Genomic DNA, 20,397 nt, shown 5'->3' on the forward strand with positions numbered 1-20,397 from the left:
ATCAATAAAAACAGCCAAAAGGGAGACTTACATGCAGTATCAAACGTTACCGCAACTCGATGAAAAAGTATCTAAAATCTGTTTAGGCACAATGACATGGGGACAGCAAAATACTGAGTCCGAAGCACATGAGCAAATGGACATGGCCCTCAGTGAAGGTGTGAACTTTTGGGACACCGCCGAGATGTACCCATCACCACCAGATAAAGACAAACAAGGCGATACCGAACGATTCATGGGTACGTGGTTTAACAAGACCAAACAGCGCGACAAAGTTATTCTCGCTAGCAAAATATCACCAATGGATTTTTTGCGTGATGGACAAACGCGTTTTAACGCGCAGCATATCAGCAGCGCCATTGATGGCAACCTTGAGCGTCTACAAACCGATTATATTGATATCTATCAGCTACACTGGCCTGAGCGTAAAACAAACTTTTTTGGCCAGCGCGGCTACACAGAAGACATGGCAACACAGTCATTAGATGATTTAACCCCATTTTTAGAAACGATTCAGGCATTGAACGATGAAATCAAAAAGGGTCGTATTCGTGCGTATGGCTTATCAAATGATACCGCCTGGGGACTCATGCGCTATCTATGGGAAGCAGACAAAAATGGCCTAATTCCACCACTTACTGTGCAAAACCCATATAGCCTATTGAACCGTTTATACGAAGTTGGTATGGCTGAGATTGCTCATCGTGAAAACGTGGGTCTACTTGCGTATTCACCGCTTGGTTTTGGTGTATTGTCTGGTAAATACCTCGATGGTAAACGTCCAACTGGCGCACGTTTGACTATGTATGATCGTTTTGGTCGTTATGTGAATGAGCAAGCCAAATCAGCCACTGAACAATATGCCAAGATAGCTGCTGATGCAGGTTTGGACATGGCGCAGATGTCATTGTCTTTTGTAAACTCTCGCCACTTTGTCACCAGTAACATCATTGGGGCAACGACGACCGAACAGCTCAAATCAAACATCGACAGTGTCAATGTGGAGCTGACAGCAGATGTCTTGGAAGCGATTGAGGCGGTACACGCGCAGCAACCTAATCCATCGCCATAGTTGGTCTTTTATAGAGTTTGAATTTTGATAGAGCCAGCTGAATAAATGAGATTATGCCTGCTCTATTAAATCGGTCACAAAAAAGGGCGCAAATCGTTTCGATTTGCGCCCTTTTTTTGGCTGGCTAAGATTAGCTACACTAGCTCAACTCTAAGTAGTCAGTCTTCAACTGGTATGCTAAGGACTCTTGAATGTAGCTCAGCCAATCCTTCATTCATACGTGCTTGCAATAAATTGGTCAGCTCGCTTTTGTTACGACCCTCTGGATCTATAGGCGCAAGTGGCAACACATAAGCGGTCACGTTTTTGCTGTCGAGCACTTTTTTCATGCTTTCTTTCATCGTCAGCTTACCATAATATGGTAATGCGTCACTCAACGTTCCGTCTTTATTGACATAAGCGATGATGATCGGCCTGATAGGCACATCAGCATCTATGGCTGCTTGTAGCAATGTTCCATGAATGCGTTTTACTTTTTTACCACTAGTTGTGGTCGCCTCAGGAAAGAAAATAATCGAAAAACCTTTCGCTAAAAAGTCAGCAATCTGCGCCGATACTGAGCTTGCATCACCGGAGCCACGCTCAATGAAAAGCGTTCCTGCGGCATGGGCAAGTTTGCCAAATACAGGCCAGTCACCAATCTCAGCCTTGGATAAAAAGAACGCTGGGCTCACAGTACCAACGACAGGAATATCCATCCATGACACGTGATTCGATACCCATAAGCCATGGAACTGCTCTACAGGTTCCACCTCTACTACTTTTACCCCAAAAGAGCCTGCCATCTTACGGCAAAACGTCTGGATATAACGTGGTAGGGTTTCGCGTGGTGGCTGCTTAAATGCACCGATACGCTTTGCCGCACGTATGCCGCCGACCATGGTCGTGGTCATACCAGCAACTTGTCTACCTCGGCTCAACTGTCGTCTGAGTGAAAAGCTTGATTTAGCTTGGCTCATCTTCGCCCTCATGATTAAATAACGGGTGTTTAATAGTCAAAAAACGAGCCCAGTATAGCAAAGTTCACACACTCAGTGATAGCTTGTTCACTCAGTGAGTGCTGACTTTTATACAAACAGGTAATAAAGCAAATTTATAAAAAATTATCCACAGCAAACGCTGTAACATAAAACCATCGCTAATTGTGCTAATACGCTTTAATATCAAGTGACAAGACCATATATAGATAATCATATGAACGCTACGTCAAAGCTTATTGAGCTGGCAATAGCGAGACATTTACTTTATTAAATAGGTGATACTCTTTGGATTATTTTGAAAGACATGAAGGTGGCGAACGCGCCATTTTAGTACATTTAGACATCCGCCAAATTCAAGATCCTGATGATCTTAGTGAATTTGAGCTATTGGCTGATTCAGCAGGTGCCGATCGTTTGGCACTGGTCACCGGCTCACGCTCACGTCCTGACGCCAAATTTTTCGTTGGTAGCGGAAAAGCAGAAGAAATTGCAGAAATGGTACGCGAGCACGATGCCGATATCGTATTGTTTAACCACAGCTTGTCGCCGTCACAAGAGCGTAATATCGAGGCGCTAGTGAAATGCCGCGTGTTAGACCGTACTGGTTTGATTTTGGATATTTTTGCGCAGCGTGCCCGTACCTACGAAGGTAAGCTACAAGTAGAGCTGGCTCAGCTTAACCACTTATCAACACGTCTGGTACGTGGTTGGACGCATTTGGAACGTCAAAAAGGTGGTATTGGTTTACGTGGACCTGGTGAAACCCAACTTGAGACCGATCGTCGTCTACTACAGACTCGTGTCAATCAGCTAAAGAGCAAACTAGAAAAAGTCCGTCAGACCCGTGCGCAAGGCCGTGCCCGTCGTCAAAAATCAGACGTACCGACCATCTCACTGGTCGGCTATACCAACGCGGGTAAGTCTACTTTGTTCAATCGTTTGGTTGACGAAAACATCTACGCTGCCGATAAACTATTTGCGACGCTAGACCCTACCCTACGTCGTCTAGACTGGCAAGGAGTTGGTCGTGTCGTCTTAGTTGATACGGTTGGTTTTGTCCGTCATCTGCCGCATGAGTTGGTTGAGTCTTTTCATGCAACACTAGAAGAAACACTAGAGGCAGACCTGTTATTGCACGTCATTGATTCCTCTAGTGAAGACATGCACGAGCAGATTCAGGCGGTCAAAGAAGTGTTGGCAGAGATCGATAACGACGTACCCGTGCTCAATGTCTACAACAAAATTGATTTGACTGATGAGCCTGCACATATCGGCTATGCTAGCGAAGGTCAGCCAAACCGCGTTTATGTCTCTTCTAGACAGAATTTAGGCATGGAAGAGCTAACGCTTGCCGTACAGCAACTGCTAACAGGTAAACTGACAACGTTTGATTTGACCTTGCCGTATGATGCTGGACAATTCAAAAACACTTTATATGAATTGGGTGTTATTGAAGAAGAAAGCTACGACGATACAGGTCGCGAATGTCTGACGGTTCGTTTGCCAAGTGATCGCTTAAGGCAGCTACTGGGTCAAGCTAACTTGAAACCCATCGATGTATTGCCGCTTGCACAAGCAACACTACTGATGCCGGTACTCGAAGAGTTTGAAAAAGTTGATGACGTTGAAGAGCCAACCATGACAGAGGCTGAAGAAAAAGCGTTTGACGAATTTGATGCCTTGAACTCAGAAACAGCTGATTCAGCAAAGTAATAGTTATTTTTAGAAAGTAAGAATTATTACTAAAAATAGCTCTTTGCGGCAATAGTTTGATGAGCATTTGACTCCTACTATTAACGTACAAATCCTTATATAGTAAGTTAAAATAGAATAGACGATATCCATTGATATCGTCTATTTTTTTTGGATATGACGAGTCACAGCGCATAGGCTTTATTAGTTGCCTCACTCTCTATATAATCGCTTGTTGTACATTCAACAAATATTGATAGATAACGTTAATAATTTGAAAGTGAAAACCAATACCATGAGTATTTATAGCATCATTTCATCTGTTGAATTATTGATGCGATCACGTACTTTGTTTTGTACGCCACCCGTTTATATCTTACTTGGCCAGAATTGCTTATGAAGTCTGCTCACTCCTCCCATCTTCCACTATGGCTTGCGTTAATTCTAACGTTGACCATGGTTATCGTTGTCCGAGAAATGGCCGTTATTCTCTGTCAAATGGCAGGCATCGAAAAAGCAGCCAACATCGTTGGCTTAGTTGCGATGTTTATTATCTTGATGACGTGGCGACTACTTAAGGGGTTGCCAAGCTGGCTTACGCAAGCCAGTAACACTTTACTAGTCGATAGCGGTTTTGCATTTTTACCAGTTTCTGCTGGTGCAGGCTTATTGTTATTTGCTCTAGGAGATGAGCTATTGGGTGTGATGATAACGATGATCGTTAGTACGCTCATACCACTGTGGGGACTAGCATTATTAGCCAATCGCTGGCTCAATCACACTGCAAACACCGACACGACGACTACCAATGAGCAAAAGGGACAGCCGTGAGCTGCGGAGAGATATTATGACTTTTGACAGCGTATTTATGGCGACCCTAGCTGCAATACTATTAACCTTGGCAGCGCATGTGATTGCACGTGTATTGGCGCGTAAATTATCATGGTTACCGATGGTCATTACCGCACTGGTCCTAGTGCTTGTTTTCTTATTTATACTGCAGTGGGATTACAACAACTATTATAGCGCGGCAAAACCTGTATTTGACCATCTGTTAGGGTACGTGACGGTACTCTTGGCTGTACCATTGGCGGCGATGAACTTCAAAGGTTTACCCGTTAAAAAACTCACTTTAATCGTCGCTATTGCGAGTGTCGTTGGCGCGTTATTACCTATGTCTCTGGCTTATTTATTTTCGCTCAGTCATGAGACCCTATTGGCTTTCGCTACTCGTTCTGTGACTACGCCGATTGGCTTGAGTGTCGCAGATTTGATCAAAGCACCATTGGCAATGGCTAACCTAATTATCATCGTCTCAGGTTTGATAGGCGGTACGGTCGCTCGCTTTTTGTTCCGTAGTGTCGACGATGACCGCGCCAAAGGTCTAGCATTGGGTTTAGCGGCGCATGCATTTGGTACAGTAGAAGCATGGCAGATCAGTCATACAGCGGGGCGTTATGCTGCATTTGGACTCGCCGTAAATGGATTAGTTACCGCTGTTTGGGTACCTATCTTTATCAGCACTATCGGTATTTAGTTATAACTGAAACCATACCTAGATTATTTTCTATTTTTGAGAATTGAAAGATTAATATAGTTATCTATTATTAATTTCAGCTTGAATATTATCTCGATTATTTAAATGTCATTATGGCTTCTTAAAGAGTTGAGACACTTTATTTATCTAAGTTCGCAAGCACGAAGAACCTACTAAAAACATTAGGTTGCGTGATTCAGAAAACATTGCATACTGATTCACTTAATGATAAAAGTTTGATTTTACAACTTATTTTTCCAATGTAATACGTTAAAAATTCATTATATGTTATAGTAAGCGACTATTATTTTTTGCGTCTTTTGCAAATGATTTCTTATTGAATGTGATAATTGCTAAGCTGCTGCCCTCACAATGGACTAAATAATTCTGTAAACTCAGTAACCGCTTAAGCGCCTAAATCAACGTATATATAGGCAAAAAAATTTGCTATTATTCGATGAAAAGTGATACCTCTATGATAAATGTTACTACTATGATGACACGCTACTTATCTCCCCTTTTACTAAGTGCAATTGCTCTTTCGAGCTTTTCTGTCACAGCTCACGCAGATAGTATGTACATCAAAAAAAGCAACGACGGTCAAATACTACTTACTAATCGTAGTGTGTCTAGTGGTAATTTCAATAAGTTTACTAAAACAGTCAAAGTCACCCATTACAAAAGCTCTAAGATGTTTGACGCAAGCAACGATAGCTATGGTAGTAGTGCCACTAGCAACAGCGGCAATCGTAACTCTTATGACAGTTATATTCGTGCGTCTGCTGAGCGTAACGGCGTTGACCCTGCCTTGATGAAAGCAATGATGCATACTGAATCAGCTTTTAATCCAAATGCACGCTCACCAGTAGGTGCACAAGGTCTTATGCAGTTGATGCCTGCCACTGCTCGCCGATTCAAAGTAAGTAACCCTTGGAACCCTGCAGATAATATCGAGGGATCAGCCAAATATATTGCGTGGCTGATGCGCCGCTTTGATAACAATGTTGAATATGCTGTTGCAGGCTACAATGCGGGTGAAGGCAATGTCGATAAATATGGTGGCATCCCTCCATTCAAAGAAACACGTAACTATGTCCAAAGAGTTATGAGCCGTTACCATAGCTTGTATAAGAACGATACAGGGCTTTTTGGTTCGAGTATTAATGCCAACAATCAAACCGGCAGCACCAATGTGGGTAGCGGTTTACAAAATATCAGTTACGGTACCAGCAGCAACGGTAATAGTGCTAGCTATGCTAACTCAGCCTATGCTGCTCTACGCTAAGCCAATTAGCTAACAGCCAAACATAAAAAAGCCCACTAATTCATTAGTGGGCTTTTTTATGTTTGGACGCTTTATATCATGATATATCACGAGTGATAAAGCCAAACTGTGAGACACAATTAAGTACTCACAGCTTAATACAATACTATTTGATACTTACTTGTTAGCAGCCTGAGTTGCAGCAACTTCAGCAGCGAAATCTTCTTGCTTCTTCTCAATGCCTTCACCAACTTCTAGACGTTTGAAACCAAGTACTTTTACGCCTTCAGCTTTCAGTACGTCACCAACTTTCTTGTCGTTGTCCATAACGTAAGGCTGACGCAGTAAAGTAACTTCATCTAGGTACTTACGTAGGCCACCTTCAATCATTTTTTCAACGATATTGTCAGGCTTACCAGACTCTTTTGCTTTTGCTTCAATAATGTCTTTTTCGCGTGCTAGTACGTCAGCAGCTACGTCTTCGTCATCCACAGCAACAGGGTTGAACGCTGCAATGTGCATAGCAAGGTTTTTACCAGTGTCAGCATCGCCACCTTCATAAGATACAACTACACCGATACGCAGACCATGACGGTATGCAGCGATGTTAGCACCTTCAAGTGTTTCAACACGGCGAACCTGGATGTTTTCACCAATTTTTTGTACTAGTGATACACGTGCTTCTTCTACAGTTTGACCATCGCCATAAGGCAATGCAGAGATAGCAGCAACGTCAGTTACGTTGTTTTCTAGTGCAAGGTTAGCAACTTTTTCTGCAAATGCAGTGAAGCTGTCATCTTTTGCAACGAAGTCAGTTTGGCAGTTAACTTCTAACAAGAATGCCTTGCCTTCGCCTTGAGCGATGATGATAGCACCGTCAGCTGCGATGTTACCCGCTTTTTTAGCGGCTTTAGCTTGACCAGATTTACGTAGGTTATCAATGGCAACTTCAACATCACCGTTTGATTCTTCTAACGCTTTTTTACATTCCATCATGCCAAGACCAGTACGGTCACGCAATTCTTTTACCATTTTGGCAGATACTTTTACTTCTGTCATAAGAGTCACCTTAATATAGTTATGTATAGGAGTGCTGTATTTCTATTCGATATCTTGGTATTACTTAAAATCTAGCAGAAAGCTCGTTTTGAACGATTACTAATATAGCCATAGATGATGTCAAACAAATAACATCTCTACAATACAGCGATATAACCAATAGGAACGATAATACTCGCCCGATGGCTACTCACTTATACAAATAGCGCTATTAATAATGCCTTATTCAATAACAAGGCATGACGAGTAAAACTACATCATGCCTATTATGAGCTTATACGCTGTTCAACTTACTATATGAATACTGATAAACGTATTATCAAGACATCCTTACAAAGTTAAACTTTTTGATTTAGTTACTTACTCTGCTGGAGTAGCAGCTTCTTCTGTAGCTGGCGCTTCTTCAGTTGCAGCAGGTGCTTGCTCAGCTTTACCACCAGCTTGAGTTTGTGCGTATTCTTTACCAGCGATGATAGCATCAGCCATAGAAGTTACGTACAAAGTCACAGCACGGATAGCATCATCGTTAGCTGGGATGATGTAGTCAACGTTGTCTGGGCTAGAGTTAGTATCAACGATACCGATAACTGGGATACCTAGGTTTTTAGCTTCTTTAATAGCGATAGCTTCGTGATCTACGTCTACAACGAAGATTGCGTCAGGTAGGCCGCCCATATCTTTGATACCGCCTAGTGAACGCTCAAGTTTTTCCATATCGCGAGTACGCTCTAACGCTTCACGCTTAGTTAGCTTAGCGAAAGTACCATCTTCTGCTTGCTTTTCTAGCTCTTTTAAACGGTTGATTGACTGGCGTAGTGTTTTCCAGTTAGTCAACATACCACCTAACCAGCGATGGTCAACGTATGGCATGCCAGCGCGAGCTGCTTGCTCACGTACGATACCGCTTGCAGCACGTTTAGTACCAACAAATAATACTTTGTTTTTCTTAGCAGCTAGGCCGTTTACGTAAGTCAACGCGTCGTTGAACGCTTTTACAGTATGCTCTAAGTTGATGATATGGATTTTGTTACGTGCGCCAAAGATGTATGGACCCATTTTTGGGTTCCAAAAACGTGTTTGGTGACCAAAGTGAGCGCCAGCTTGTAGTAAGTCGCGCATTTCAATTTTGGTTGGATTCTTTGTAGCCATGAGAATATATCCTATTGGTTGGGTTATGCCTCCACATCACAAAAACAGCCTATTTAGCGACACGCATCTGCTACCGGTTAGTTTTCATTAGTAAAGCACTAACGGATCACAAATTAATCAAGTCGCCAAACACCCAGCAATTTTTTGCCATGATGTGTGTGTCATTGGTTAGTTTAAAAAATAAGCTATCGCTAGATTAAGGCAAATGCCCAAATCTAAACTATAAAGTGAATTATAAAAATAACTGCGCTGTATTTTATCACATAACGCCTTTGAAACTCCACCAGTTTGTTAGCAGCTTATTCATAATATGAAAACAAAATAGAGCGCTAACAAAATAAAAAAAGCGACACAGTTGCATCGCTTTTTAATCATTCATTTAATTGTATAGGCACCGCTTTATGCATATATTATGCAATACAAATACCAATGACTGCTTTATAACCACGCCACGTAAATGGTGTGATATAGCTTTGACGATCTTTAGGCAAATAAGAAACGCTTGGCGCACTCTCAACAATATGCGGCGGAGAAATAATAAACTCTGAACCAAACTCTGTACGAGCGTTACCTGAGATTGTGTTGGCCATTTCACCTAGCAAATCTTTCATCATTGTGATTGATGAGTCAGGCTCACCCATCACTTTGATAATCTCTCGTAACATCACGCTTGATGCACTGACATAGACGCAGCCTTCTAAAGGGCCCGATATCTTAATGACACCGCTATAATCAAAGCCAACTGCGCTTTTATTATTGTTCAAATAAGGGGTATTAATTGACACTTCCGAGCCATCGATTTGCGCAAAAAACGCATTGATCGAGCTCAAAAACACACCCAATTTTTCTACTTTAACCATAATATATTAATATCCATCTGTATTACGTAGCAGTATTAGTCCTGCAAACAAACCACAATCTCGCCTACTTGAGAATGCCAGGTGATGGGAATAATAAAAGAACGCTCATCGTTCGGCAATACAATACTTTGCGGCGCACCTTTGAATACAAATGGTACAGAGATATGGAACTCTGAGCCAAACTCTTTTCGTGCATTGCCTGCGATTGTATTGGCCACTTCCCCAGCTAGATCTACATAGTTCTCTTCACTTTTATCAGTTTCGCCCATGCTGTCTAATATCGAAGACAGCAATTCACGCGTCGCCGAAAAATATACCACACCTTTTTGCCCACCAGATATACCAATCACACCCGTATAATCATGGACTTTTGGCTGTTTATTTTCTAGCAAGTAAGGGGTATCAGCAATCAGCTCTTCTCCACCAAACTGGTCAAAATAGTTACTAATAATACTTAAAAAAATCTGTAGCTTTTGCTCTTTCATAATGACGTCTGCTTTAGTCGATGAATGGTATTAGTCTTGCATCAGCTCATACAAAGACTCTACAAGCTCCTCTTCAGAAAAAGGCTTACACAAAAATCCGCTGGCACCTAGCGACAATGCTTCGATGCCTGTGGCTTTGTCCGATAACGCTGATACCACCAGAATGCGTACTTCAGGATCGATCTCGATGATTTTTTCGATGCATTCTAGTCCATCCATTTGTGGCATAGTTAAGTCCATGGTAATCACATCCGGACGATGGACATTAAACTTTTCAATGGCTTGAACACCGCTGGGCGCTGTCGCAACCAACATGAATTTTCCTGAATCGTATGCGCGCTGAATACGGTTTCTAATAATATTTGAATCATCAACAATCATTAACTTATGCATAATTTATCTACTACCTTTAATGAAGTGCTTGTCGTCCCTGACAATATAATTACTATTTTGATTAAGCTTTAGGCAAAGTAATGACAAACCGTGTCATCTGACCCAGCTCACTATTTACGTTAAGCTTGCCATCATGCTCTTTTACTTTAGCTTTGATAATATCAAGTCCAACACCGCGACCACCGTCTTCATCTGCGTGATCTTTGGTAGAGAATCCAGAAGAGAACAACTGCTTGAGCAAGTCACCTTTGCTAAGTCGGTTGGCTTCTTCCGTACCAAAACGACCTTCTTGAATCAGTTTATTACGGATGCTGTTATAGTTGATACCTTGTCCATCGTCTTGTACAACCAGCATAAAGTTTGAACCGTTGTCTTGCACCTCCAAATCAATGATTCCAACATCAGTTTTGCCAGTAGAATGACGGACACTTGGTGACTCGATACCATGTACTACCGCATTACGCAGCAACTGAATACTGATTTCTTTGATTGGCTTTGCAAGATGTGTTGGAATGCTCGTTTGGGTTAGCGTCGTACTTTTTAGCTGTACTTGCTTACCTTGCCTAGCAGCAATTTCTTTTGCAAAGTCATTGTAGAAAGACAATAAATCATTATCTGTCTCACTATCTAAATCGATATCCAACCCACCATCAAAGTTAACATTACTAGCTGCATGGTCTGCTACTGGATCTTGCGTAGCGACTGGCGCCTGTACGGTTGACGTTTTAGCTGCTGATGGTGCTGAGCGGTTGATACGCTCACCCAATGTCGCAATCGTATTCGACAAGCTGAGTAAGTCATCCAAATGCACCGCTAATGGTAAGAAGTCATTACCAGACAACTGACCTTGGTTTTGCAACGCATGTAACTGGTCTTCCGCATCAGAAGCAATCTTCGTAAAACTATGCAGTTTCAATGCCGATGCTTCGCCTTTTAAGCTATGCATTTCACGATAAATCGCTTTTAATTTACCTTCAAGCTCGTATTGCGAGCTACCAGGGTTTTTCAAGATATTGTTCATTCTCTCGATATGCGCTTGGGTATTATTAATAAACTCATTAATAATTTTTGGATTTACATTCAAGATAGTTGTCAACATCTCAATCTGCATATCGTTTTGCGAACGCTCTTTTTCTAGGCGCTGTTCTAAGTAGACTGCATCTGACACATCGTTAACGTTGACCAAGATACGAGCAATATCTTTATTGTCATAAACGCGCGAGAATTTAAAATCCAAGAAACGGTTATCAAGACTCTTGTCTTCAGACACATTGTGTAGCATTACCTTGTGTAACGGGTTAAGTGAATCCACCAGTTTTTCTTTAACACGAGGATTATAAAGCTGCTCAATGAACTGCTGTGTGGTCTTAAGGTCTTTATCAGAGATACGACCACGCAAGACATTGGTAAAATTCTCCCCTGCCAAGCTATCAGATCCGATGATATTGTTAAGCGCTCGAGAATGTTGTTGACCAATATTTAAGTCTTTATCAAGTAGGAAAAGGCCCGTATTTACTGTTTGCATAATCTCTTGCGTTTCCTGACGAGCAGCAAATGCTTCAGCATCTGTCTCACGCAAACGACGTACAAAGAAAAATACGAAGATCAAGAAGTAGGTAAAGATAGCGGCAACACCAAGTACCTGGATAAGACGAATGGTGGTCGCTTGTCGTTGTGCACTATCAAAAACGTCTTTTGTCAGATTATCTAAGGAGTCATTAATAAACAAACTTGATGTCTTCGCCTGTTCTACCGCTTGGGTCAAATCATCGGCAGACATCACCATTACATTATCAGCATCTTTTAGATATGTTTGAATCTTAGGTTCTAACGCTTCCCATTGCTCATTAGCCGCAGCAATATTAGTTTGTGCTTGACTGTCAATTTTTGGCAAGTCATAGCTATTACCTTCTGCATCCGTGATCGTACTACCTTGCTCAATGGCAGCAATAGAGCTAGTAATTAGCGCAGTATTTTGCTCTAAACGGCTTAGTACTCGTTGTATATGTGGAGAGTTAGTATCTTCACCATAACTGCTGTCTAAATCGAAAAGATCTTTAATTACTGCCTGTGCACTGTTCGCAACTTGGTTGGTTTGGTCAATTAAAGCGGTATTTCTTTCTAATAAATTTGAGGTATAAAACGTAAACGCCAGCAAAGCACCGATTAGAGATAAAAACAGTGCAATTGAAATGATCAGACCTTGATAGCGCTTATTGTCAACATTAGGTACGGTTGCCATCTTCAGAATTCCTTAGTTCAACTGCTTAGTATTAGTATCAGAGACGCTCTTTTCAGTCGGTTCAGCTTCACCTAACCAACGCGCCTCAATTTCTTCAAATATCCCTCTTTCTTTTAGTTTGGCAATACCTTCGTTGACCGTGTTGATAAGCTGAGTATTTTCTTTTGCCATTAGCACCACTTGCTGTGCTGAAGGCGCATCTGCTGCTTCATAAGGTACAATCTTTACCTTATGCTCAGGATAGCCTTTAGCGATATATTGTAAGACTGGCATATCATACAAAAAGACATCTGTATTGCCTTGAACCAAATCCTGATACGCCAAAAATGTAGTAGGTCTTGAAACTAGCTCAACTGAACTGCCCATTTCTTTTAGCGTGTCTTCTTCTTTAGAACCTTCTAACGTTCCTGTTTTTAGCCCTTTTATATCGCTCAGACCTTTTATATCGAACTTACCTTCCAAATACATGATAGTAGCTGGGTTGAAAAAATAGGGTGTTGATAGACCATATCTCACTGCACGATCGTCTTTATAAGAAATACCAGAAATCGCTAGATCTCGCTTTCCTGATTCGACGCTATCGAACATGTCTTGCCAAGTTTCCTTATAAAACTCGACTTTGAATCCCTGCTCTTCACCGATAGCACGAATTGAATCAACATCAGTGCCTTGCATATTTCCATAATCATCTTGGAATGAGAAAGGTGGCAAATCACCAGTCATGGCAACCTTCAGTGTTGGCGCTGTATCAGGTAGTTTACTTACAAAACTATCTGTATTTTCTTTTACTGGTGCGCTTACACTTTCTTGAGTAGCAGAGTTGCCACAGCCAAATAGGCCAACACTCAACAAAATAGGTAGCGCTCGATATAACCGCATCATAATCTATCCTTGAAACTTAACGTTGTTTTACATCTTAGTGAATGACAATCTAGCAAGGTTAAGTAATATGTATACATATTTGCTTACAGAAAGTTACGATAGATAGTACTTGTCTAATTTTATGATTGCAATAATTATGTTGGGTCATTATTTAGAATTGATTATATATTTAAAAATAAGCATATAATTTAAAATAACTTATGTTCACTAATGTTCTATAACCTTGCTATTTAAAGCGTTTATGAGGCTTATTTCTTGATGAAATAAATATTCAACACGTATAAAAAAGCACTCATAGGTTGGGAACGTATGAGTGCTTTTTAAAATAAAATTAACTTAGAACAAAGATGATTTTACTCTGCATCGTCTAAATTTAGATTACGATCTATCTGCCAAATTAAGAAAGAACCTATGCTCATTAGTGAAAACATGGCGATACCGACCTTGAGAACTGGGTTAACTGGAAACAGGTTCAATAATAAGCCGCCAAAGATACCAACTGAGAACATCAGCGAGCCTTGCAATGCGCTTGCCATACCAGCACGGCGTTTTTGAAAAGCGAGCGCAATTGCAGAAGCATTAGGCTGGGTCAAACCCAGTCCTGCGATACAAAAGAAAATACAAGCCAATACCAGTGGTAGCCAAGCATCAGTACCTAGAGTTAGGCCAATCACAAATAGCACACCTGCAGAAATGACCTGCATCATCGCCCCAAATCGTAGAATGCTTAATATACGAAAGCGATTAGTAAGCCATTGGTTCAGCTGAGTCAAACCTACAAAGCCCGCTGCATTCATTCCAAATAGCCAACCAAAATGTGTCGCTGAAACGCCGTAAGTATCCATAATCAGTTCAGAAGCAGAGCTAATATAGACAAACATCGCGCCCATCAATAAGCCACCGCCAATTGCTGGATAGTTAAAGGTTGGGTCTTTTAGTAAATCCCAATATTGACTGAGCACTTCCCTTGCAGGACGTAAATTACGGTTTTCTTCAGTCAAAGTCTCAAAGAAGAAAAACTTAGTAAGCAGTAAGTTTAGAACGCCAAATGCGGCTAAAAACCAGAAGGTAGAGTGCCAATCAAAAAACTGTAAGAATAGCGCGCCAAGCGATGGTGCCAATATAGGTGCTAAACCCATCACTAAAATCATGATGGAAAAAGCTTTTGCCGTTTGTCTCGCAGTAAGGCGATCTCGAATTGCGGCACGAGTAACTACTGCGCCAACGCATGCGCCCAATGCCTGTAAGGTACGGCCTGCAAATAGTACGTACTCATTATCTGTAGTTGCACAAAGGATGGAAGCGATAACATATAGCGTCATACCTATATACAAAGGTTTGACACGGCCGACACGGTCACTAAAGGGTCCGTAAAATAGCTGCCCAAATACCAAGCCTAAAAAGTATGCGGGAACAGAGTTGGCCATAAAGGCTGTTGAAACACCAAAATCATCTGCCATTGATGGCAGTGCTGGTAGATACATATCAATCGATAACGGTCCTACCGCAACCATTAGCCCAAGCATCATAATCCATGCGACAGGCAAATCGGCAGAGCGCACTCGCTCAGAAGTGATAGGTTTATTTGGAAGGGAAGGTTTTGAAGCAGACATATTTAAACCGTTTTATATAGTGGCTATTATTTTTAATATTTTATTTTTCGACGTTTAATTGCTTTTAGATGTTGTTAGGCAAGCTTTAGTCATTTTACTGGCTTATCCAGTAATCAATATAGCAACCTTTAACAACAATAGTGCATCTTTACCCACATCGGTGCAAGCAGACAATGCTATATCGTGCTATCTGCTTGCATTTCAATGGCTATAGGATATTGGCGAAACAACCGCTCACAATTAAAACTCGATAATAAAAATTATCAAAACATGTCTGGTATTTTTAGGTAGTAATTTTCCTTCATTCAAATCAGGACAGCACTAACAAAGTTACTAGTAAAAAAATTTAGCGGAATTGACGTTTACCAAATAAGGTACTGGCTTGCTTTGCTTTTCTGAGAGCAAGTTTACGATTGCGACCAAGCATCATTTTAAGCTGCCATGCCTTTTCTTTATATAGGGTCTTAGCAGGCTGATCATACATCGCATTTATCACGCGTTTGCTTGCCAGCACCGCATCGGGAGAGCGCTCTGCAAATTCAGTAGCCAGTTTTTGGGCTTGTTTAAGAGGTGATTCACTACAGTGGCTAATCAAACCCAATTCTTTGCCTTTATTAGCATCAATGATACGAGCGCTCATAGCAAGCTCTTTAAGAGTGTCCTCTCGTAGTACCCCAAACGCTGATTGTGTCAGCCCCATATCTGGTACTAAACCCCACTTAGCTTCCATAATAGATAGCTGACAGTCAGGGTGGCTGATACGTACATCACAAGCCAACGCCAACTGTAGTCCAGCGCCGATACAATACCCTTCCAATACCGCTATGACGGGTACTGGCAGATCACGCCATACCAGGCACACCCGCTGGAACGCACTTTGCCATGGCTTAATCAACTCCCAAAGCGCAAATGCCGTATTTTTTGGATGATTTAAATCTCCTAAATCAATACCTGCACAAAACGTCTCCTCTGCCCCATTTAGAATGACTGCGCGTATGGTTCTGTCTTTGCTAATACGACCTGCTAGCTTAATCAGCTCATTAATTACCTGAAAACTCATGGCATTTTTTTTATGTGGACGATTTAAGGTAACCGTCAGTATGTTGTCTGTGATACTAACTTGTAAGGTCTCATACTGATAACTTGCAACCGCGTTCATAACAATCCTTATTAATGAATAAAATAAATGTGATATTGATATTCACAATATTAGCAGGCTTGTCTTTGTTGTACCGTAGTAATAACTGACTGCCACGATACTATGGTCAGTTTTATATACAGCAGATGCAAGTTGTCTAGCTATTAGCAATAAGCGAATTTCACGAGATTACCTGTCGCTCGCTGAACCTGAATGATTTTGTCTATTTTACCTTACCCTCATTTTATATCATCTTCCACGTCATATCATTTTCGCTCAAGCGATGGTAATTGAGCTGCGGATAAGAAGATAAATCTACCTTTTGTAGATTATCTAGTGCCGTTAATAATGCCTCGTAATAAGGCTCAATCATTGCAAACTGTACAGGCGTTGTATGCTGTACATTCAGCAGGCACTTATCCTCTAAGTCTTGGCTAGCTTGACGCAATTGCGGTACACCTGTATATCGACTACCACCCAATATGCGATGGGCAATTTGTGCCAGCATGTTGCGGTCATGAGCTTCCCATGCCTGAATGAGGGCTTGCTTTTCATCATTGATAGTATCGATCATCATGATAATAAGCTTGGCCGCCAACTCAGGTTTGTTCGCTGAACGAGTGAGCGCATCTTGCCAATCTAAAATGTTTGAGGTATCGCTTTTGCTGATATTATTGTGACCAAGATCATTATTGATTTGCCCCTGTAGAGTCGAATTAGCGTTAACGGTCCTATCTTGAGAGCTTCTGTCTTGAATGCTTGGGTCTTGAAAGTTATCGACAGACTCCGTCGGTGTTTGTAATAATGGCGATTGACCTTGTTTCTGTAGGCGTAAGCTCTCATAGCGTGGCTGAATATCGCGTGTGGTATCTCGTCTATAGCCTTCACGAGGCTGACTGTCGCGCAAATAATCATCACGGATTTTTTTCAAGGATAGTGGTCGGGTAATTTTTGGCTCACCACCCAAAGAAGCCTTATTGTAGTCGCCCCTTTCTTCTCTGATTATTGGATAGGTAGCTGTTGAAGTACCTGCAAATACATCTGAACTATTTTGAGTCTTTTGACCGTCTACACTGTTAGAGAGCAAATCGTTCGATAAGTCATTGTCATTGATTGAGTAACCACGTAGCGAATCAATAGCAGTGAGTTCAGCTTCTGATGAGTCAGTGTTCTGTACATGAGCATCTTCTAAATTAGTACCCTGTAGATCAGAATGCTGTTGACCAAAATTCTGGAAATCTGTATCAGACAATGCTGTTAGTTGTGGTGTGGCACTTTTACGACCCAGCCATTTCTGTAGCACTTGCAATAATTGAGGTTGGCTAATAGGCTTGCCAACATAGTCGTTGATACCACTGGCTATAAGTTTGTCTCGTTCATCTGCCAACCCGTGAGCTGTCAGAGCAATAATAGGAATACGGCTATCCGCATTTTCAATACTTCGAATTTGCTTAGCTGCCTCATGACCTGACATACGCGGCATTTGAATGTCCATAAATATCAAGTCAATATTATCTTTGTCTTGGGTAGCTGCCTTGTCGTCAGTGCTCGTGTCCTCATGATAGAACGCGCTATTTGTTTTCTTATTTATCTCATCACGTGTTTCCGCTTTAGAGAGTTGCGTTTTACTCGATAGGCTCTGCTTATCACTCTTCGCAGTTTTGACGTTCTTGGTTTGTTGTTTACTGACAATCTCGATAGCATCAAACCCACTGCTTGCAGTAACTACCTGAATACCAAGCTCGCTCAACAGAGCATCTAGCACTAGTAGATTGGGCAGATGGTCATCAACTGCCAGTACAGTAACTCCTTTCCAACGTGGCTCCTGCATGGTCTGCGGCATACTGCGGCTTTGGGTATCAAGCATCGCATACAGTTGTCTTTTGTCTAACGGCTCATACAGTATGTTGGCATGATAGCGGTTAAGAAGCGCTTGATCGGCCGCCACTTGATAACCAAATACGGCAAGCTTACCTTGATAATGCAGACGAATTTGCTTGAGGAGCGCCATCATATCGTCTTGCGTGTCATCATCAACGATGACCCAGTCCCAATAGTTCCCATGCTCTTTTAATGATTCCAGTACACCTGGTAATGAATTGGCTTGAGTCAGCTTAATCGGCAAATACTGTAAACTGGCCTTGAGTACCTGTATCGAAGCGGTATGATTGATCCAAACCAACACATTAAATTCATCAGTCTCGCTTGCCAGTGGCGCTAATACTGGCAACTCAATTGTCTGTCCTGTCGCTGCCTCTAACACATCGACATGGGCTGGCATACGAAACCAAAACGTTGCGCCTTGATTGGCAATATTTTCTTGCGCATTATCATGAAACCCAATGTCACCGCCCATCAAACGCGTTAGCTGCTTAGAGATGACCAGACCTAATCCTGTGCCCCCATACTGACGCGTGATAGATGGATCACCTTGGCTAAAACTTTGGAACAGCATTTTCTGATCTGCAATAGAAATGCCCTTTCCGCTATCTTGCACACTGATCATCAGATAATTATCACGGTGGTCGTCTAAGCTTACTCGCACCACCACATCACCACTATCTGTGAACTTAATGGCATTACCAACAATATTGGTCAACACTTGCTTAAGACGTAGTGCGTCACCGTTGATACGCATCGGTACATCATTGTAAAACAGTACCGCCATGCGTAAACCTTTCTCTGCAGAAACAGGAGATAGCATATCGACCACATCATAAATAGTGTCATAAAGGTCAAACTCATGGCGATCTAGTACCAGCTTACCTGCCTCGATCTTAGAAAAGTCTAGGACATCATTTACCAAAGCAAGCAAATGTGCTGAAGATTTACGTATGGTCTGTACATATAAGTCTTGCTCAGGATTGAGCTCACCGTGACGTGCCAGCAAATTAATAAAGCCATCGATACTATTCAATGGTGTGCGCAGTTCATGACTGATATTAGCTAAAAATGCAGACTTTGCTTGGCTGGTTGAAATAGCAGCATCACGTGCATTACGAATAGAGATGTTTTGCATTTCCATCTCATCAAATGCCAGACGTAAATCATCCTCGGTTTGCTCTGCATGATCCTTAAGCTCTTGAAAGCTTCTATGCAAGCGTCGCAAAGTTCTGACTAAATCCTGCTGCAATAAATTCAACTCACCATCTGACTCCACTGGTACAGGTTGGTATAAATTATCAACATGGGTACGCTGTAGTTGCAAACGAAGCTCATAAATTGGGGCGATCCAACGTTTCGAATAGATATTTAAGCTCAGTAGTAGAATCAAAATAGTAAATAAACCAGTAATTACCAAGGCCATCGCAATACGGTAGCGTGCAATATAGAGCGGTTCATTATCCATATCGACGAGTAACCACAACGTCTGTCCTTCAAACTCTCCCAAAACACTGCCATATGCAGTACCAATAGAGGTTTGCTTTTGTGATAAGAAGCTTTCTTTGGTATCAATGGATGGCCACGATTCCTCTAGTCCGTAGCCAACTGCGGTTAGCACCTGATTATTTTCGTCAATGATAGCAATGCGCTGTACATGCTGCTCAGACTGCATGCGACCCAGTTTATCCTGGATATCCTCAAGCTTCGTTATGACAGTCTGAGGCGCATCGCCTATATAAATTTCACTAGTGACCTGCTTACGCTCTTGCTCTAACAATTCAGGAATCAGTTCAGCTATGACAGGCGTGTAGCGAATTAGTACAGCCTCAGCTAAAACTTCTTGCTCTGAATTACTGGCACGCATGGTTTCATAAAAAACCAAAATACCGCCGACCGCAGCCAACACACAGATGGGCAAAAACACAAGTATGACCAGTTGACCATAAGCACTACTGGTATCGAAACGTTTTTTATATGCCATGCTAGGTCTACTCTCTACTAAAGTTTTTGCCGTGAATTTTCATGATAATGTTAGTTTTCATAGTACGTGCAGCGTGTCGTATTAAAGTATCTGGGCAAGGCGCTACTATTAATAAAATCACTTAGTATCAATAAGGTTATCAGTTTTGACGAAACAGCTAGTATAC

At 41.7% G+C, this 20,397-nt stretch carries 16 protein-coding genes; 5 read left to right on the plus strand and 11 right to left on the minus strand.

The features are described 5' to 3' along the window. The first annotated feature begins 31 nt into the window (after positions 1-31). Entirely contained in the window at positions 32-1,072 is a 1,041-nt protein-coding gene (locus ACT3QQ_RS08130) for an aldo/keto reductase (protein ID WP_444527639.1), read from the plus strand. Between the two features lie 158 nt (positions 1,073-1,230). Here ACT3QQ_RS08130 and ACT3QQ_RS08135 read toward each other — a convergent pair whose 3' ends face one another. Continuing rightward, positions 1,231-2,031: a lysophospholipid acyltransferase family protein gene (locus ACT3QQ_RS08135; protein ID WP_444527604.1), complete on the minus strand. Its 801-nt coding sequence runs from the start codon at positions 2,029-2,031 to the stop codon at positions 1,231-1,233. Positions 2,032-2,337: 306 nt separating this feature from the next. On the opposite strand from ACT3QQ_RS08135, the gene hflX reads away from it, so the two are divergent. The 4 genes from hflX (at position 2,338) to ACT3QQ_RS08155 (ending at position 6,566) form a co-directional block, all read left to right on the plus strand. Next, positions 2,338-3,765 (plus strand): ribosome rescue GTPase HflX, encoded by a 1,428-nt coding sequence (gene hflX / locus ACT3QQ_RS08140; RefSeq protein WP_444527605.1) that lies wholly within the window; start codon positions 2,338-2,340, stop codon positions 3,763-3,765. A gap of 375 nt (positions 3,766-4,140) precedes the next feature. Next, a complete protein-coding gene (locus ACT3QQ_RS08145) occupies positions 4,141-4,575 on the plus strand; it encodes a CidA/LrgA family protein (RefSeq protein ID WP_444527606.1) in 435 nt (144 codons plus the stop codon). Positions 4,576-4,591: 16 nt separating this feature from the next. Beyond that, positions 4,592-5,281, plus strand: a complete 690-nt coding sequence (locus tag ACT3QQ_RS08150; RefSeq protein ID WP_444527607.1) for an LrgB family protein — start codon at positions 4,592-4,594, stop codon at positions 5,279-5,281. A gap of 574 nt (positions 5,282-5,855) precedes the next feature. Then, positions 5,856-6,566 (plus strand): lytic transglycosylase domain-containing protein, encoded by a 711-nt coding sequence (locus tag ACT3QQ_RS08155; RefSeq protein ID WP_444527608.1) that lies wholly within the window; start codon positions 5,856-5,858, stop codon positions 6,564-6,566. Positions 6,567-6,722: 156 nt separating this feature from the next. On the opposite strand, the gene tsf is transcribed toward ACT3QQ_RS08155, so the two are convergent. From tsf to ACT3QQ_RS08205, 10 genes are all read right to left on the minus strand, one after another. Next, positions 6,723-7,604, minus strand: coding sequence for a translation elongation factor Ts (gene tsf / locus ACT3QQ_RS08160; RefSeq protein ID WP_444521087.1), 882 nt, complete (start codon positions 7,602-7,604; stop codon positions 6,723-6,725). A gap of 360 nt (positions 7,605-7,964) precedes the next feature. Continuing rightward, positions 7,965-8,753: a 30S ribosomal protein S2 gene (rpsB, locus tag ACT3QQ_RS08165; protein ID WP_444527609.1), complete on the minus strand. Its 789-nt coding sequence runs from the start codon at positions 8,751-8,753 to the stop codon at positions 7,965-7,967. Positions 8,754-9,163: 410 nt separating this feature from the next. Beyond that, the gene (locus tag ACT3QQ_RS08170; RefSeq protein WP_444527610.1) at positions 9,164-9,613 is read right to left on the minus strand and encodes a chemotaxis protein CheX; all 450 of its coding nucleotides are present in this window, start codon (positions 9,611-9,613) and stop codon (positions 9,164-9,166) included. A gap of 35 nt (positions 9,614-9,648) precedes the next feature. Continuing rightward, positions 9,649-10,098: a chemotaxis protein CheX gene (locus ACT3QQ_RS08175; protein ID WP_201607363.1), complete on the minus strand. Its 450-nt coding sequence runs from the start codon at positions 10,096-10,098 to the stop codon at positions 9,649-9,651. A gap of 30 nt (positions 10,099-10,128) precedes the next feature. Beyond that, on the minus strand, positions 10,129-10,491 hold the full coding sequence (locus tag ACT3QQ_RS08180; RefSeq protein WP_444527611.1) for a response regulator: 363 nt from the start codon (positions 10,489-10,491) through the stop codon (positions 10,129-10,131). Between the two features lie 61 nt (positions 10,492-10,552). Then, positions 10,553-12,733: an ATP-binding protein gene (locus tag ACT3QQ_RS08185; RefSeq protein ID WP_444527612.1), complete on the minus strand. Its 2,181-nt coding sequence runs from the start codon at positions 12,731-12,733 to the stop codon at positions 10,553-10,555. A 12-nt stretch (positions 12,734-12,745) separates the two neighbouring features. Further along, positions 12,746-13,615: a transporter substrate-binding domain-containing protein gene (locus ACT3QQ_RS08190; protein WP_444527613.1), complete on the minus strand. Its 870-nt coding sequence runs from the start codon at positions 13,613-13,615 to the stop codon at positions 12,746-12,748. 353 nt (positions 13,616-13,968) lie between these two features. Beyond that, positions 13,969-15,228, minus strand: coding sequence for a multidrug effflux MFS transporter (locus tag ACT3QQ_RS08195; protein ID WP_444527614.1), 1,260 nt, complete (start codon positions 15,226-15,228; stop codon positions 13,969-13,971). Positions 15,229-15,574: 346 nt separating this feature from the next. Continuing rightward, positions 15,575-16,387 (minus strand): crotonase/enoyl-CoA hydratase family protein, encoded by an 813-nt coding sequence (locus ACT3QQ_RS08200; RefSeq protein ID WP_444527615.1) that lies wholly within the window; start codon positions 16,385-16,387, stop codon positions 15,575-15,577. A gap of 223 nt (positions 16,388-16,610) precedes the next feature. Next, complete coding sequence (locus ACT3QQ_RS08205; protein ID WP_444527616.1) at positions 16,611-20,231, minus strand: ATP-binding protein; 3,621 nt, start codon at positions 20,229-20,231, stop codon at positions 16,611-16,613. Positions 20,232-20,397: the final 166 nt, after the last annotated feature.

Source organism: Psychrobacter sp. AOP7-A1-24 (assembly GCF_052376235.1).
GTDB lineage: Bacteria > Pseudomonadota > Gammaproteobacteria > Pseudomonadales > Moraxellaceae > Psychrobacter.